General features: G+C 54.4%; 19 protein-coding genes. 18 read left to right on the forward strand and 1 reads right to left on the reverse strand.

The features are described from left to right. Window positions 1-15 precede the first annotated feature (15 nt). Window positions 16-255, forward strand: a complete 240-nt coding sequence (gene acpP, locus L971_RS08080; RefSeq protein ID WP_024370074.1) for an acyl carrier protein — start codon at window positions 16-18, stop codon at window positions 253-255. Window positions 256-311: 56 nt separating this feature from the next. Next, window positions 312-1,091 carry a ribonuclease III gene (rnc, locus tag L971_RS08085; RefSeq protein WP_024370075.1) on the forward strand — a complete coding sequence of 260 codons (780 nt, stop codon included), beginning with the start codon at window positions 312-314 and terminating at the stop codon, window positions 1,089-1,091. Between the two features lie 35 nt (window positions 1,092-1,126). Here the strand turns inward: rnc and L971_RS08090 are convergent, their stop codons facing one another. Further along, window positions 1,127-1,321 (reverse strand): DUF1128 family protein, encoded by a 195-nt coding sequence (locus tag L971_RS08090; protein WP_024370076.1) that lies wholly within the window; start codon window positions 1,319-1,321, stop codon window positions 1,127-1,129. A gap of 115 nt (window positions 1,322-1,436) precedes the next feature. Between L971_RS08090 and smc the strand changes: the two genes are divergently transcribed. The 16 genes from smc (at window position 1,437) to dprA (ending at window position 16,323) form a co-directional block, all read left to right on the forward strand. Beyond that, entirely contained in the window at window positions 1,437-4,994 is a 3,558-nt protein-coding gene (smc, locus tag L971_RS08095; protein ID WP_047375334.1) for a chromosome segregation protein SMC, read from the forward strand. Continuing rightward, on the forward strand, window positions 4,991-5,992 hold the full coding sequence (gene ftsY / locus L971_RS08100; protein ID WP_047375336.1) for a signal recognition particle-docking protein FtsY: 1,002 nt from the start codon (window positions 4,991-4,993) through the stop codon (window positions 5,990-5,992). The genes smc and ftsY overlap by 4 nt, the downstream gene beginning before the upstream one ends. Window positions 5,993-6,088: 96 nt before the next feature. After that, window positions 6,089-6,412 (forward strand): putative DNA-binding protein, encoded by a 324-nt coding sequence (locus L971_RS08105; protein WP_024370079.1) that lies wholly within the window; start codon window positions 6,089-6,091, stop codon window positions 6,410-6,412. Window positions 6,413-6,423: 11 nt separating this feature from the next. Next, a complete protein-coding gene (gene ffh, locus L971_RS08110) occupies window positions 6,424-7,764 on the forward strand; it encodes a signal recognition particle protein (RefSeq protein ID WP_024370080.1) in 1,341 nt (446 codons plus the stop codon). Between the two features lie 81 nt (window positions 7,765-7,845). Further along, window positions 7,846-8,121, forward strand: a complete 276-nt coding sequence (gene rpsP, locus L971_RS08115; protein ID WP_015881366.1) for a 30S ribosomal protein S16 — start codon at window positions 7,846-7,848, stop codon at window positions 8,119-8,121. Window positions 8,122-8,173: 52 nt separating this feature from the next. Next, complete coding sequence (gene rimM, locus L971_RS08120) at window positions 8,174-8,689, forward strand: ribosome maturation factor RimM (RefSeq protein ID WP_024370081.1); 516 nt, start codon at window positions 8,174-8,176, stop codon at window positions 8,687-8,689. Continuing rightward, a complete protein-coding gene (gene trmD, locus L971_RS08125; protein ID WP_024370082.1) occupies window positions 8,679-9,395 on the forward strand; it encodes a tRNA (guanosine(37)-N1)-methyltransferase TrmD in 717 nt (238 codons plus the stop codon). The genes rimM and trmD overlap by 11 nt, the downstream gene beginning before the upstream one ends. A 113-nt stretch (window positions 9,396-9,508) precedes the next feature. Next, window positions 9,509-9,862, forward strand: a complete 354-nt coding sequence (gene rplS, locus L971_RS08130; RefSeq protein ID WP_024370083.1) for a 50S ribosomal protein L19 — start codon at window positions 9,509-9,511, stop codon at window positions 9,860-9,862. Window positions 9,863-9,941: 79 nt separating this feature from the next. Then, the gene (lepB, locus tag L971_RS08135; protein ID WP_024370084.1) at window positions 9,942-10,487 is read left to right on the forward strand and encodes a signal peptidase I; all 546 of its coding nucleotides are present in this window, start codon (window positions 9,942-9,944) and stop codon (window positions 10,485-10,487) included. A 12-nt stretch (window positions 10,488-10,499) separates the two neighbouring features. Continuing rightward, window positions 10,500-11,360, forward strand: a complete 861-nt coding sequence (gene ylqF, locus L971_RS08140) for a ribosome biogenesis GTPase YlqF (protein ID WP_047375339.1) — start codon at window positions 10,500-10,502, stop codon at window positions 11,358-11,360. A gap of 41 nt (window positions 11,361-11,401) precedes the next feature. Beyond that, complete coding sequence (locus L971_RS08145; RefSeq protein WP_029335406.1) at window positions 11,402-12,154, forward strand: ribonuclease HII; 753 nt, start codon at window positions 11,402-11,404, stop codon at window positions 12,152-12,154. A 13-nt stretch (window positions 12,155-12,167) separates the two neighbouring features. Next, on the forward strand, window positions 12,168-13,010 hold the full coding sequence (locus L971_RS08150; RefSeq protein ID WP_047375342.1) for a hypothetical protein: 843 nt from the start codon (window positions 12,168-12,170) through the stop codon (window positions 13,008-13,010). Further along, a complete protein-coding gene (locus tag L971_RS08155) occupies window positions 13,007-13,282 on the forward strand; it encodes an EscU/YscU/HrcU family type III secretion system export apparatus switch protein (RefSeq protein WP_024370088.1) in 276 nt (91 codons plus the stop codon). Before L971_RS08150 ends, L971_RS08155 begins: the two co-directional genes overlap by 4 nt. A gap of 105 nt (window positions 13,283-13,387) precedes the next feature. After that, entirely contained in the window at window positions 13,388-14,548 is a 1,161-nt protein-coding gene (gene sucC, locus L971_RS08160; protein WP_024370089.1) for an ADP-forming succinate--CoA ligase subunit beta, read from the forward strand. A gap of 12 nt (window positions 14,549-14,560) precedes the next feature. Beyond that, entirely contained in the window at window positions 14,561-15,478 is a 918-nt protein-coding gene (gene sucD / locus L971_RS08165) for a succinate--CoA ligase subunit alpha (RefSeq protein WP_029335403.1), read from the forward strand. Between the two features lie 56 nt (window positions 15,479-15,534). Then, the gene (dprA, locus tag L971_RS08170) at window positions 15,535-16,323 is read left to right on the forward strand and encodes a DNA-processing protein DprA (RefSeq protein WP_047375344.1); all 789 of its coding nucleotides are present in this window, start codon (window positions 15,535-15,537) and stop codon (window positions 16,321-16,323) included. The last annotated feature ends 5 nt before the right edge of the window (window positions 16,324-16,328 follow it).

A 16,328-nucleotide genomic window follows, 5' to 3' on the forward strand; every position in this document is an offset into this window, starting at 1 on the left:
TGGAGGGATTTAATCATGACAAAAGAACAAATTTTAGTAGACGTACAAGCAGCAGTGGCAGAAAAGCTCGGGAAAGACGTATCTGAAATCACAGCCGACAAATCATTCAAAGACGACCTCGGCGCTGACTCGCTCGAAGTGATGGAAATGGTCATGGACCTCGAAGACAAGTTCGACATCACGATCGAAGACGAAGATGCAGAGAAACTCGCGACAGTTGGCGACGTTGTCGCATACATCGAAACTAAATTGTAATCCAGCTTCCCACCGCTCGTTTTGAGCGGTGGGCATGCTTCTATTTGGAGGGAACTATGACAAAGGATAAACGACGGTTTGACCGTCAAGGGTCGGCGCAACGCCGTCGACGAAATGAATTGGAACGGGCCCGAATCATCGAACAGTTCACGGGACTCGAAGAACGGCTCGCTGTACAGTTTACGAACAAAGAACTGTTGATGCAGGCGTTCACGCATTCTTCTTACGTCAATGAACAACGCGGTCTGAAAAAAGACAACGAGCGGTTAGAGTTTCTAGGAGATGCGGTGCTCGAGTTGACAGTGTCCCGCTTCTTGTATGAGACGTATCCGGAGCGCTCCGAGGGGGAATTAACGAAGTTACGGGCGGCCATCGTTTGTGAGCCTTCGCTCGTGAACTTTGCAGAAGCTTACGCTTTCTCTGAGTTCATCTTGCTTGGAAAAGGAGAAGAGTTGACCGGGGGACGCAAGCGCCCGGCCTTGCTCGCTGATGTGTTTGAATCGTACATCGGGGCGCTCTATCTCGACCAAGGGATCGAACCAGTTGAACAGTTCCTCGCCGAAGCGGTTTTTCCGAAAGTCTTGGCCGGTGTGTTTGAAGAGCAGACAGACTATAAGAGTCAGCTCCAAGAGAGCGTGCAACGAGAAGGGCTTGGCCCGGTGGCGTACACGATCATCGAAGAGCGAGGTCCGGCCCATAGCCGGGAGTTCGTCGCTCACGCCCGTCTGTCGGACGATATCGTCGGGGAAGGGATCGGACGTTCGAAGAAAGAAGCCGAGCAAATCGCGGCGAAAGAGGCGTTGATCGAGTTCAACCGTCGCTACGCCGACCTATAAAAAAGAGTGGACCGAAGTTGGTCCACTCTTTTTCGTTACGTCAATTGTCCGAGTTCTTCGACGATGCCGTCGACTTCAGAAATCGACAATGATGATCGGTTCATCACGTAGTCATAAATCTCTTTCACGGCGGTGGCGTCGGCGCGGTTATATTCTTCGGCTTTGATGGCGCCGCGATTGATGATGTTCATTTTGTCGAGAATTTCCTCGATCATTTGTTCGTTCGTCATGTGTCGTACCCCTTTCTACAGTTCTTTTAAGAATAGCATGATTCTAGCATTTTGACGAACTGTCAACTGTGGTAAAATAAACGAATGAATGCTTACTGAGGATAGGATGGTCACGATGCACTTAAAACGAATCGAACTCGCTGGCTTTAAATCGTTTGCCAAGCGGATAGAACTAGATTTCCGTCCCGGTGTCACCGCCGTGGTTGGGCCGAACGGTAGCGGAAAATCAAATATATCGGATGCGGTGCGCTGGGTGCTCGGTGAGCAGTCGGCCAAATCGCTCCGAGGCGCCAAAATGGAAGATGTCATCTTTGCCGGCAGTGAAGGCGAGAACCATCGGAACGTAGCCGAAGTGACGCTCGTCCTCGATAACACGGATGCGCATTTACGGCTGCCGTATGAAGAAGTGAGCGTGACCCGACGCGTGTCACGCAGCGGCGATAGCGACTATTTCATGAACAAAAAACCATGCCGGTTAAAAGATGTCATCGATTTGTTCATGGATACGGGTCTGTCCCGCGACGCGTTCGCGATTATCGGACAAGGCCGCGTCGAACAAGTCATCTCCGGGAAACCGGAAGATCGCCGTGCTGTCATCGAAGAAGCGGCAGGCGTCTTGAAGTATCGGCAACGTAAAAAGCAAGCCGAACGCAAGCTCCAAGATACAGAATTGAACTTATCCCGAGTCGACGACATTTTGTATGAGCTGGCCGACCGGGTCGAACCGCTCCGTGAGCAAGCTGCGCTCGCACGAGAGTACCAAGTCGCGAAAGCCCGTCACGATGAGCTCGAGACGGGCATACTCGGAGCCGAGATTGCCGAGCTCGGTGAAAACTTGGCCGCTAGCCGCACCGGGCTCGAGACGGCGACGGGCGAAAAGGCGAGACAAAACACCGTGCTCGAGGCGATCGTCGGCGAACGGACCGAGCTCGAGACGGCGCTCGTAAACAAACGGGAAGAGCTCGAGGCGCTCCATCAACAAGAGCGGACGCAAGCGACCGAGCTCGAACGGCTCGTCGGTGAGATCAATTTGGCGAAAGCTCGTGAAGAACACGGTGCCGAGACGAAGGAACGTCTCGAACGGCAACAAGAAGAGTCGTCAGGCGAACTGGAGCAGTTAGATGCTCGGCTCCAGGCGGCACGGACTGACTTGGCATCAAAACGTGCGGCGCTCGAAACGGTCGAGTCGGCGCGAAGCGAACTCGACAAAAAGCTCGAGGCCGCATCGCGTGATTTCGACGCGGAAATCGACGCGCTCCAGAGCGAGGCGTTCGAGCTCGCGACGACGCGTGCGACGCTCACGAATCAACAGAAGCGCGAAGAGCGGGATATCGAACAGGCAAAAGAAGCGACGGAACGGTTGTTGCGGGAAAACAAAGATCGTCTGGACGTCCGGTCGGAGCAGACGGAAGCGCTCGACAGCGAACGAGCACGCCTCGACGCGTCACGTGCCACGTGGCAGCAACTGCTCGAGCGTGAAGACGAGTTGACGGCCGAGGCGGCAACGCTGCGTGACAAATTGACGCGGGCGGAACAGTCGTATCATGACCTTGACCGGCGCCGCCAAAAGACCGAAGACCGGATCGACATGCTTGAACGGATGAAACAATCGTATGAGGGATACTTCCATGCGGTCAAATTCGTCTTGAAAGACCGCGGTCCCGGTGTGCTCGGTGCCGTGGCGGAACTGATCCAGGTGCTCCCGACATACGAGGCCGCCATCGAGACGGCGCTCGGTCAGACGCAACAACATATCGTCGTCACAGATGAGTCGGTCGGGCGCCGCGAGATCGACAAGCTGCGGCGGTCGAGTGCCGGCCGGGCGACGTTCGTTCCGATGACGACCGTCAAGGAGCGTTTCGTCCCGTCTGAAGTCGTCCATCGGCTTGAAGCGATGGACGGGTTCATCGGGGTCGCATCCGACCTCGTCTCGACGGAAGCGACGTATGAAAAGTTGAAACGATCGCTTCTCGGGGCGGTCATCGTCGCCAAGACGCTTGAAGTCGCGAACCGGATCGCCCAGACGACCGGATATCGTTACCGGATCGTCACGTTAGACGGTGACATCGTCAACGTCGGCGGTTCGATGACCGGTGGGAGCCGGAAACAAGGGGTCGCCTTGTTCACCCAGTCACGTGAACTCGATGATTTGAAACAAGGTCTCACGCAAGGGCTCGCCATGCTTCACGAGCAACAGTTGCGCGTGACCGAGTATACGGAGGAACTCGGACGCCTCGAGACGGAACTGCAGACGTTGCGGGCGGAGAAACGAAACAACGAGACCGCTCTTCGAGAACGTGAGGCGGCGTATCGTGAACTTGAACGCGTCAGTCAAGACGCAAAGGCACAGCTAGAACTGTTTGACCACGAGATGAATCGTTATACGAAGACGATTGAGTCGTCGACAGCAGAACTCGCTCGTCTCGCCGAAGAAATCGCGACGACCTCGACGAAAGAGACGGCGCTCCGGAAAGAACTCGAATCGCTTCGTGTCGAACAGGCAAGAGGTGCCGAAACGACCGATGAACTGCGTGAGACGCTGCGTCAAAACGAGCTCGACCGACAGCGGCACACGCTCGAAGTGGAACGGGTCGAGGCCGAAGCCGAGCGGCTAGAGGATGAACGTCTGAAACTCGTCACCCGGCTCGGGCAGATCGAGGCCGAGCTCGGCCGTCTCGCGAGCGGGAAAGTCATCTCATCGGCCGAATTGCGTGTCAGCCATGAGGCGGCCGCGATGCAAATGGAGACGCTCAAACGACAGCTCGACACGGAGACGGTCGGACTGAAGGCGCAAGAAGAGTCGCATCGCATCCTTCGTCAACGGGAGCAACAGGCATCAGACCTATTGCGTCGCCTCGACGCGGAAGTACGGAAAGCCGAGACGATGCTGAATGAGCTCGAGTTGAAACGGCAGTGGAAGCTCGACGCGCTCGAGGAACGGGGACTCGTCTTTGAGCTCCTTCCGGCGCTCGATTTGCCGCTCGACGAAGCGCGCGAGGAGTTCAAGCTGCTCGTCCGTCAAATCGAGGAGATCGGGCCGGTGAACGTGAACGCGATTGAAGAGTTCGACATCGTCAACGAACGTTTCACGTTCTTATCGGAGCAACGTGATGACCTCGTGAGCGCCAAAGAAGACTTGTACGAGATCATCTCGGAGATGGACCGCGAAGTGACGCGCCTGTTCAATGAGACGTACACGTCGGTCCGGAACCACTTCAAACAGACGTTCAAAGAGCTGTTCGGTGGCGGTGAGGCCGATTTGAAATTGACTGACGATGGCGATCTCCTCAATACGGGAATCGATATCGTAGCGAAACCGCCAGGGAAGAAATTGCAGACGCTCAGCCTGTTGTCAGGCGGGGAGCGGGCACTGACGGCGATCGCCTTACTATTTGCCATCTTGAAGACGCGCCCGGTACCGTTTTGTGTCCTCGATGAAGTCGAGGCGGCACTCGACGAGGCGAACGTCCATCGCTTCGGCGAGTATGTGCGGACGCTGTCGATCGACACCCAGTTCGTCATCATCACCCACCGCAAAGGGACGATGGAGGCGGCTGACATGCTGTACGGTGTGACGATGCAACAAAACGGGGTCTCCGAGGTGCTTTCGGTCGAGTTGGCCGAAGCGAAGCGCGTCGTCGAGACGGAACAAGAGATGGAGGAATTGACTTGAGTTTTTTTAAAAAATTAAAAGATAAATTGACGACTTCGACACAAGAAGTGTCCCAAAAATTTACGGACGGATTGACGAAGACGCGCGACGGGTTCGCGAGCGCCGTCAACGATCTCGTCTACCGCTTCCGAGAAGTCGATGAGGATTTCTTCGACGAACTCGAAGACTTGCTCATCCAAGCGGACGTCGGTGTGACGACGACGATGGACCTCGTCGAAGATTTAAAAGAGGAAGTGAAGCGCCGCAACTTACGGGACCCTGAGAGCGTCCGTGACGCGCTCGTCGAAGTCGTGGCAAAAAGACTTCAAGAAGACGAGTCGGAACGGGAGTTGAACATGCAAGACGGGTTGACCGTCATCTTGTTCGTCGGCGTGAACGGGGTCGGGAAAACGACGACGATCGGGAAGCTCGCCCATCAATTAAAATCTGAAGGGCGTTCGGTCATGCTCGCGGCAGGCGACACGTTCCGGGCCGGGGCGATCGACCAACTCCAAGTATGGGGCGAACGGGCCGGCGTCCCGGTCATCCGGCAGGCGGAAGGGTCTGATCCGGCCGCTGTCGTCTTCGATGCCGTCCAGGCGGCGAAGTCGCGCGGGGTCGACGTCCTCATCTGTGACACGGCGGGCCGTCTTCAAAACAAGGTCAACTTGATGAAAGAACTTGAGAAAGTGAAGCGTGTCATCGAACGGGAAGTCCCGAACGGACCGCACGAGGTGCTCCTTGCACTTGACGCGACGACGGGGCAGAACGCGATGATGCAAGCGAAAGCGTTCCAAGAAGCGACGAACGTGAGCGGAATCGTCTTGACGAAACTCGACGGGACGGCCAAAGGCGGCATCGTGCTCGCGATCCGAAACGAGCTCGATATCCCGGTCAAATACGTCGGTCTCGGCGAGAAGATTGATGATTTACAACCGTTCGACCCGGAACAGTTCGTGCTCGGACTGTTCGGCGACGTATTTGAAGAAAAAGAACAACGAAACGATGACCTCGCCTAACTTTCACTGTTAAGAAAAAAACTTGACAAGAGGTTAGGACGGCTGTACTATTGGTAGTTGTAAAGGGATTTCACTTAACATGTGGAGGTGGAACGGATGTCGCTCGAAAAAACGAATCGAATGAACTATTTGTTCGATTTTTATCAAGCGCTTCTCACGCCGAAACAGCGCAACTATATGTCTCTTTATTACCTAGATGACTTTTCGCTCGGAGAGATTGCGGAAGAGTTCGAAGTCAGCCGTCAAGCGGTCTACGATAACATAAAGCGTACTGAAACGATGCTCGAGCAGTACGAGGAGAAATTAGGCTTGTTCACGAAATACGAACAGCGCCAACTTCTGCTCCAGACGCTCAAACGTCAAGTCGAGCTTTCGCCCGACGCGACGGAGACGATTTCGGCGCTTGAGAATTTAGAGTAGGGGGCTGAAGCATGGCATTTGAAGGATTATCAGAACGATTGCAGGCGTCACTTGCGAAGATGCGCGGCAAAGGAAAAATCTCCGAGGCTGATGTCAAAGAGATGATGCGTGAAGTTCGCCTCGCGCTCCTTGAAGCCGATGTCAACTTCAAAGTCGTCAAACAGTTCGTCAACGACGTGAAAGAACGGGCCATCGGCCAAGACGTCATGAAATCGTTGACGCCAGGACAACAAGTCGTCAAAATCGTTCACGAAGAGTTAACGACTTTGATGGGTAGCGATGTCGTCCCGATCACCTTTAGCTCGAAACCGCCGACGGTCGTCATGATGGTCGGATTACAAGGTGCGGGTAAGACGACGACGACCGGCAAGCTAGCGAACTTGATTCGCAAAAAGCATAACCGGAGTCCGCTCCTCGTCGCGGCCGATATTTATCGCCCCGCGGCCATCAAGCAGCTCGAGACGCTCGGCAAACAGCTCGATCTACCGGTGTTCTCACTTGGCGACCAAGTGAAACCGGAAGAGATCGTGACGAAAGCACTCGAGCACGCCAAAACAAATCATCACGATTTCGTGTTGATAGATACGGCTGGTCGCCTTCACATTGACGAGACGCTCATGGGTGAGCTCGAAAACGTGAAAGCGATCGCCAAACCAAATGAAATCTTCCTCGTCGTCGATGCGATGACGGGACAAGATGCGGTCAACGTGGCCGACAGCTTCAATGAGTTGCTCGGGATCACCGGGGTCGTGCTCACAAAGCTCGACGGAGACACACGTGGTGGGGCAGCCCTTTCAATTAAGGCAGTCACGGGAGCGCCGATCAAATTCGTCGGTCTCGGTGAAAAGTTGGATGCCCTCGAACCTTTCCATCCGGAACGCATGGCGTCACGGATTCTCGGAATGGGTGACGTGCTCACGCTCATTGAAAAAGCCGAGTCACAGATGGACCAAGATGCCGCCAAAGAGCTCGAGAGCAAAATGCGCGATGCATCATTCACGTTCGATGATTTTATCGAGCAATTGGGTCAAGTGAAAAACATGGGCCCGATTGATGAGTTACTTTCGATGTTACCTGGTGCAGGTAAGATGAAAGGGTTGAAGAACGTCCAAATCGACGAGAAACAACTCGATCACGTCGAGGCGATCATCCGCTCGATGACGAAGCATGAGCGCGCGCATCCAGAAGTGCTCAACGCGAGTCGTCGTAAGCGAATCGCAAAAGGAAGCGGTCGCTCCATCCAGGAAGTGAACCGCCTCATCAAACAGTTCGACGACATGAAGAAGCTGATGAAGCAGATGTCAGGACAAATGAAAGGGAAGAAAAAAGGCCTCGGTCTTCCGTTCTTCTAATAAATCTTTTGTCAGTCGGACAAAAAAGCAGTATACTATTAAAGTTGTCAATTCTTAAACACATGATGGAGGTATATTACCATGGCAGTTAAAATTCGTCTCAAGCGCATGGGCGCAAAAAAATCACCTTTCTACCGGATCGTTGTCGCTGATTCACGTTCACCACGTGATGGCCGTTTCATCGAGCAAGTAGGACACTACAACCCGGTTGCAAAACCTGAAGCAGAAGTTCGCATCAACGAAGAACTCGCTCTCAAATGGTTGGCAGACGGCGCTAAGCCATCTGACACAGTTCGTAACTTGTTCTCTAAAGCAGGGATCATGGAGAAATTCCACAACGCGAAAAACGCGAAGTAATGCTGTGGCCGACCTTTTATGGGGTCGGCCTATTTTTGTGAGGAGGGATACAATGGATTGGTTATACGTTGGAAAGATTGCCAACACGCACGGATTAAAAGGTGAGCTGAAAGTGCTCGCCGCCACCGATTTCCCCGAGGAGCGCTTTAAAAAAGGCACGACGCTCTATCTCGATGTCGATGGTAAGAAGATGCCGTTTGAAGTGACGACGTATCGTCCGCACAAACAGTTCCATCTCGTCACGTTCAAAGGGTTCGAGAACATCAACCTCGTCGAGAAGTATAAAGGGATGAAGCTGTACGTCCATGCCGAGCATGTGCATGAGCTTCCGGAACATGAGTTTTATTACCACGAGATCATCGGCTGCGAGGCCGTCGTCGACGGGGACGTCATCGGCGTCATCGATGACATCTTCGAGACAGGCGCGAACGACGTCTGGGTCATCAAGCGCCCTAATAAACCGGACGCGCTCATCCCGTACATCGAGTCGGTCGTCAGTGAGATCGACGTGGATGCCAAGCGTGTCATCATCACCCCGATTCCGGGAATGATTGACGATGAAGATTGATGTCTTGACACTTTTCCCCGAGATGTTCGCCCCGCTCGACCATTCGATCGTCGGACGGGCGCGCACGCTCGGACAGCTAGAAGTGAACTACATCAACTTCCGTGACTATTCGACGAACAAGCACCAGAAAGTCGATGACTATCCGTACGGCGGGGGAGCGGGCATGCTGCTCACCCCTCAGCCGATCTTCGACGCATACGATGCGATCGAGAAGACGCGGCCTCGTGTCATCGTCACGACGCCTACGGGCCGACCATTCACCCAACGTGTCGCTGAAGAGTGGGCCCGGGAAGAGCATCTCATCTTCCTATGTGGCCACTACGAAGGGTTCGACCAACGGATCCATGACGAACTCGCGACAGACGAAGTGTCGATCGGGGACTTCGTCTTGACCGGAGGTGAACTCGCGGCAATGGTCATGATCGATGCGACGGTCCGTCTGTTGCCTGATGTGTTAGGGGCCCAGGCGAGCCATGAAGACGACTCGTTCTCGACCGGACTGCTCGAATACCCGCATTACACGCGTCCTGCCGACTTCCGCGGCCTCAAAGTGCCGGACGTGCTGTTGTCGGGCAATCATGCGAAAATCGAGACGTGGCGCCGCGAGCAATCGCTGTTGCGCACGCATCGACGCCGTCCCGAGCTGCTCGAGCAAGCCGGGCTGACTGAAACCGATAAAAAGTTTCTCGAGTCGTTGCGCGATTGAACAATTTATGCTATGTTTGAGCATGTGGGTTAACCCCCCGATTACCGATGTTCCGCTATTGGATGCCTGGGCATATGAAGATATGAACATTGAAGAAAAAGGAGAATACATTCATGAACACACAAAAACTGTTCCGTGAAATCACAGAAGAACAATTCAAATCGGACGTACCTGCTTTCCGTCCTGGTGACACAGTACGTGTCCACGTTAAAGTCGTAGAGGGAACGCGTGAGCGTATCCAGATGTTCGAAGGCGTAGTCATCAAGCGTAAAGGTGGCGGCATCAGCGAAACATTCACAGTCCGTAAGATCTCTTACGGCGTAGGTGTTGAGCGTGCATTCCCGCTTCACTCACCACGTGTCGCGCAAATCGAAGTCGTTCGTTACGGTAAAGTCCGCCGTGCGAAACTTTACTACCTCCGCAACCTTCGCGGTAAAGCAGCACGTATTAAAGAAATCCGTCGTTAAGATGGGGATTAAGCTTGTCGCTTGCGACAAGCTTCTTTTTTTCTAGTACAATAAGTTCAAACGGATAGAGGAGTGAGGCATGTTGAAAGAAGTGTTCAGTTGGATTAAGGCGATCGTTGTAGCGCTCGTCATCGCGTTCGTGATCCGAACGTTCATCTTTGTACCTGTCATCGTCGAAGGAGAATCGATGATGCCGACGCTCCAAAATGCCGATCGCATGATCGTCAGTAAAATCTCGAACTATATCGGAGAGCTCGATCGCGGGGACATCATCGTCTTCCATGCGACCGAATCGAAAGATTACATCAAACGCGTCATCGCCATCCCTGGCGACACGCTTGAATATCGTGACGATACGCTCTATTTGAACGGAGAGGCGGTCGGGGAGCCTTACTTGGACGACTTCCGCGCCCAAATGAACGGGTTCCCGCTCACCGAGAACTTTACGCTCGAACAAGTGACGGGCGAGTCGGTCGTCCCAGACGGTCATTACTTCGTCATGGGGGACAATCGACAAAACTCGAAAGATAGCCGAGAAATCGGTCTCGTCTCGAAAGAGGATGTCGTCGGCAAAACGAACTTCGTGTTCTGGCCGCTAGACGACTTCGGGACGGTAGAAGAATAAGGTGGTGTTTTTTTGGCAATTCAATGGTTTCCTGGCCACATGGCCAAAGCAAGAAGACAAGTAACAGAAAAGATCAAGCTGATCGATGTCGTCATCGAACTCGTCGATGCACGCGTCCCACAGTCGAGCCGAAACCCGATCGTCGATGAGATCACGGCGGGCAAGCCGCGTCTCATCGTGCTCAATAAAGCCGACATGGCCGACCCTGTCGTGACGGACGCTTGGCTCAAAGCGTTCAAGCGTGACGACGTCGAAGTCGTCGCCGTCGACTCGAAGCACAGCAAAGGCTTGAAGCAGCTCATGACGGGTGCCGAGAAGCTCATGAAAGAGAAGCACGACCGGATGCGTGAGAAAGGCCGTAACCCTGGCCCGATCCGTGCCCTCATCATCGGTATCCCGAACGTCGGGAAGTCGACGCTCATCAACCGCCTCGCCGGGCGCAACATCGCCATCACGGGTGACCGCCCGGGTGTGACGAAGCGCCAGCAATGGATCAAAATGAAAGGCGGCGAGATGGAGCTGCTCGATACACCGGGGATTTTGTGGCCGAAGTTCGAGGACCAGCTCGTCGGCTATCGTCTGGCGGCGACAGGAGCGATCAAGGACGAAATCTTGAACTTGGACGATATCGCCCTGTACACGGCGCGCGAGCTCCGGACGCGGTACCCGGAACAGTTGAAGGACCGCTTCAAACTGGATGAGTTGCCGGAGGATGCGGTCGAACTGCTTGAACAGATCGGCAAGAAACGCGGTCTCATCAGCGGCGGCTACGTCGACTTTGAGAAAGCGAGCGAATTGTTGTTAAATGAATTGCGTCACGAAAAGATCGGCCGGATCTCTCTTGAGACACCGGACGACCACGAGATGGCGTGAAGCCCTGTGCAAACAGGGCTTTTTTGGATAGGAGGCATATTGTGACGATTCAACAGATTAAACAACGGCTTCAGACCGTCCGATATGAGGAGTGGGAAGACGTGAAGCGCGAGCTAGGCAATGACCCGCGGACCGGGGTCCAGGCGCTCCTGCGGCAACGTGAGCGTCGGTTCGAGGCCGAACGGGCACTTTTAGACGACTTTGTCCGCCGGTCCGCGCATGAAGCGGCGCTTCGGGCAGACGGGTACGCCCTGGTTGCCGGCGTCGATGAGGTCGGCCGAGGACCGCTCGCCGGGCCGGTCGTCGCGGCAGCGGTCATTTTACCGGAAGGATTTTATAGTCCCGGCCTCAACGATTCGAAGCAGATGACGAAATCGGCACGAGAACGGGCGTGCACGGAAATACTCGAGCAAGCGGTCGTCGGCGTCGGGATCGTCGACGCGGCGACGATTGATCAAATTAACATTTATGAAGCGACGAAGCTCGCGATGATGGAGGCGGTCCGTCAACTCGACGGCGTCGACGCGTTGTTAGTCGATGCGATGACACTCGACATCGACACGAAGCAGACGTCGCTCGTCAAAGGAGACACGTTGAGCGTCTCGATCGCGGCGGCGAGCGTCGTCGCCAAAGTCATGCGTGACAAGATGATGGAAGACTATGCCGTCTTGTATCCCGGTTACGGTTTTGAGCGAAACGCGGGCTACGGGACGAAAGATCACTTGACGGGGCTTGCGGAACACGGGGTCACACCGATTCACCGGAAGTCGTTCGCCCCGATCAAACATATGTGAAGGAGGGAGCCGGATGCGGATCGACCACCAAGGGGTCATGCCGTTCAAAGTCACCGAACAAACCTCACGGCCGTTGCTCATCGGCAACACGGTCGTCGGTCGGGTGCTGCAACTGTTGCCCGGCAATGAAGCGGTCATGCAGCTGCCGCAAGGGCTGTTTCGTGTCGGGGTGAATGCCGACGTCAAAGAGAACGTGACATATAAGATGGTCGTCACCGACCTCGAACCGAAGCTCGTCTTAAAAGTCGTGCCGCAAGCGCCGGACGGACAACTTGTCCGTTCACCGCTCGCCCTGCTCACCTCCGAGCTCGCTCGCCTCGCCAGACAACCGTTCGATACACCGGAACCGCTCAAAGCGCAAGGGCAAAAGTTGCTCGAGAGCGGGGCCGGGGCCGACTTGAAACAGTTGGTCGGCGATTTGTTCAAAGTGAAAGGGGATGCGAAGTTCGAACAGTTCGTCAAGGCGCAGGAGACGTTCAACGCGGTGCAGACGCCGCCGTTTGTCGCTCAATCATTTCACATACCGCACTTAGGTCCATTCGAACAAGTTCGTTTTCGGCTCGAGGCCCCGAAGCGCGACATCGTCGATTCCGACCATGCCCGCATCGTCTTGTTCTTGGAGACGCCACGCTTCGGGGAAACCGGCATCGACTTGCTCGTACAAAAGCGACATATCACGATCAAAGTGTTCAATGAGCGACATGATCTTTCGCCGTTCGTTCACGCCTATGAGCCAGTGCTCGTCGCGGCGCTCAAGTCGAACGGCTACGAGCTTGCCCGATTTGTCTTCGAGGAGAAAGTGGAGTCGGTGCCGGAAGTGTTCGCACCGCTCGGAAAGGTGGACCGACGCATATGACGGAACGAAAACAAGCGATCGCCTTATCGTATGAGCAATCAATGGAATCCCCGCGCGTCGTCGCCAAAGGCGGCGGACTCGTCGCTGAGCGGATGCTCGCGCTCGCGCAAGCGAACGGTGTCCCGATCCATGAGGACCCGGCCCTCTTGTCTCTGCTCGGTGCGTTGCACATTGAAGAGCACATCCCTGACGACTTATATCAAGTCATCGCCGAGCTCTTTGTGTTTCTTTATCAGATGGAACAGGACAAAATCAAAGATGTCTACAGGTAGATGTGAAAAAAAGATGAAAAGTTAAAGCAAGAACGATAGACAGCGCTTTCAGTTTTTCGTTACAATAGACGTGCCGATATTAAAGGGGACTAAGGGGGAAATGAAATGAATATCCATGAGTATCAGGCAAAAGAACTGCTTCGGGCGTTTGGTGTGGCCGTACCTACGGGCTATCCGGCGTTCACGGTTGAAGAGGCAGTTGCCGCCGCCGCCAAGCTTGACGGCGAACTGAAAGTAGTCAAAGCACAAATCCACGCAGGGGGCCGCGGTAAAGCCGGCGGTGTCAAACTTGCGAAGACGGATGAAGAAGTCAAACAGTATGCAGCAGAGATTCTTGGCAAGACGCTCATCACGCATCAGACAGGACCAGAAGGTAAAGTCGTCCAACGTCTTTACATTGAAGAAGGTTCTGCAATCGATCAAGAATTTTACTTAGGACTTGTGCTTGACCGTTCGATCGGCCGAATTGTCATCATGGGTTCATCTGAAGGTGGTATGGACATCGAGGAAGTCGCTGAACATACACCGGAGAAGATTCATAAGGAAATCGTCGACCCTGTCGTCGGACTTCGTCCGTTCCAGGCCCGCCGACTCGCGTTCAAGATGGAAGTACCGACAAAACTCGTCAACAAGTTCAGTGACATGGTCATGAAACTGTACAAAGTATACGTCGAGACGGATTGCACGATCGCGGAAATCAACCCGCTCGTCACGACGAAAGACGGCAACGTCATCGCACTCGACGCGAAGCTTAACTTCGACAGCAACGCGCTCTACCGTCATTCGGACATCGTTGACCTCCGGGACACGACAGAAGAAGACCCGCGTGAAGTCGAGGCGTCGAAACACGACCTCAGCTATATCGCGCTCGACGGCAACATCGGTTGCCTCGTGAACGGGGCTGGGCTCGCGATGGCGACGATGGATATCATCAAGCACTACGGCGCCGAACCCGCCAACTTCCTCGACGTAGGTGGCGGTGCGACGAAAGAAAAAGTAACCGAAGCGTTCAAACTGATCTTGTCGGACGACCAAGTAAAAGGTATTTTCGTCAACATCTTCGGAGGAATCATGAAGTGCGACATTATCGCTGAAGGTATCGTCGCCGCGACGAAAGAGATTGGGCTCGACTTGCCACTCGTCGTGCGCCTAGAAGGAACTAACGTGGATGCGGGACGACGCATTCTCGATGAATCTGGACTTGCGATCACGTCGGCGAGCTCGATGGCTGACGGTGCAGAAAAAATCGCGGCACTCGTTCGATAAGGGGGAAACGACATGAGTATTTGGGCGAATCAAGATACAAAAGTGATCATTCAAGGGATCACGGGGAAACAAGGTCTGTTCCACGGTGAACAGATGCTGGCGTACAACACGAAACTAGTCGGAGGGGTCACACCAGGCAAAGGAGGCACGACCGTTCTTGACAACGTACCGGTCTTCAACACGGTGTCTGAAGCTGTCGAAGCGACTGGTGCGAACGCATCGATCATCTACGTACCACCGGCGTTTGCGGCGGATTCGATCATGGAAGCGGCGGATAGCGGCATCGAGTTGATCATCTGTATCACAGAAGGCATCCCGGTGATCGACATGATCCAAGTGAAGCGATATCTCGAAGACAAGCCGGCCCGTCTCATCGGTCCGAACTGTCCGGGGATCATCACACCAGGTGAGGCAAAACTTGGCATCATGCCAGGTTATATCCACACGAAAGGTCACGTCGGCATCGTGTCACGTTCAGGGACACTCACGTATGAGGCGGTCCATCAGTTGACGACGGCTGGCATCGGTCAATCGACTGCGGTCGGCATTGGGGGCGACCCGGTCAACGGGACGAACTTCATCGACACGCTCAAAGCGTTCAACGAGGATGAAGATACGAAAGCGGTCATCATGATCGGTGAGATCGGTGGAACGGCTGAAGAAGAGGCGGCCGAATGGGTGAAGGCGAACATGACGAAACCGGTCATCGGCTTCATCGGCGGTCAAACGGCCCCAGAAGGCAAACGGATGGGCCATGCCGGCGCCATCATCTCGGGCGGCAAAGGAACGGCAGCCGAGAAAATCAAGACACTCAACGCTAACGGCATTGAAGTCGCAGAGACACCAGCTGTCATCGGAGAGACGCTCATCCGCGTGTTGAAAGAAAAAGGTTTATACGAAGCTTGTGTCACGGGCCAACCGACGACGTAAGCCGAATCGGTCTGAGGGATGAATCTTCATCCCTCTTTCTTATAAAGGAGATTGTGATGAATCAAACAATTGCCCGCTTTGCAGCCGAACGGTTGCCTGTCGAGTTCGTCCATCACTACTTGTCCGGTTCTCACGCTGCGTATCGCGCCATGCCTTCTGTATCGAGAAAAATCGAACGGGCGCTGCAAAGCACACAAACGTACCGTCATTTCATCACGTGGGAGGACCCGAATTTCCCGGAGCGATTGCTCCACATCCCGAATCCGCCATACTGCTTGTTTTACCGAGGGGATTTAGAGGTACTACAAGAAAGAACGACCGCATTGGTCGGAAGTCGTGAATTGAATCGAATCAGCCGTCCGCTCGTCGATTATTTGCATCCTTTAATAGAAGAAACTGTCTCGATTTCAGGGGGGGCGCTCGGCATCGACGGGCTCGTCCACGAACTCGCGCTCTCGCGGGAGCGTCCGACCGTCGCCGTGCTCGGATCTGGATTTTTACACCTTTATCCGGCCGCCCATAAGCAACTGTTCGGAAAAATCGAGCGAAACGGTTTGTTGCTCAGTGAGTACGTTCCGGAGACGCCCGTGAAAAAATTTCAATTTTTAGAACGGAACCGTCTCGTCAGCGGTCTCGGCGACCGACTTGTCGTCGTGCAAAGTCGCCAGCAGAGCGGGACGATGAATACGGTCGGTCACGCACTCGAGCAAGGAAAGACGGTGTTCGCGGTGCCGGGAAGCCCGCTCGATCCACTCGCTGCCGGACCGAACCGATTAATCGAAGAAGGTGCGATTCCATTGACGAATCCCGATCAAATTGTGAACGATCTCATGATTGCACGTTGACAAAT

It is taken from the genome of Exiguobacterium sp. ZOR0005, from assembly GCF_000798975.1.
In the GTDB taxonomy this organism is placed as follows: domain Bacteria; phylum Bacillota; class Bacilli; order Exiguobacteriales; family Exiguobacteriaceae; genus Exiguobacterium; species Exiguobacterium aurantiacum.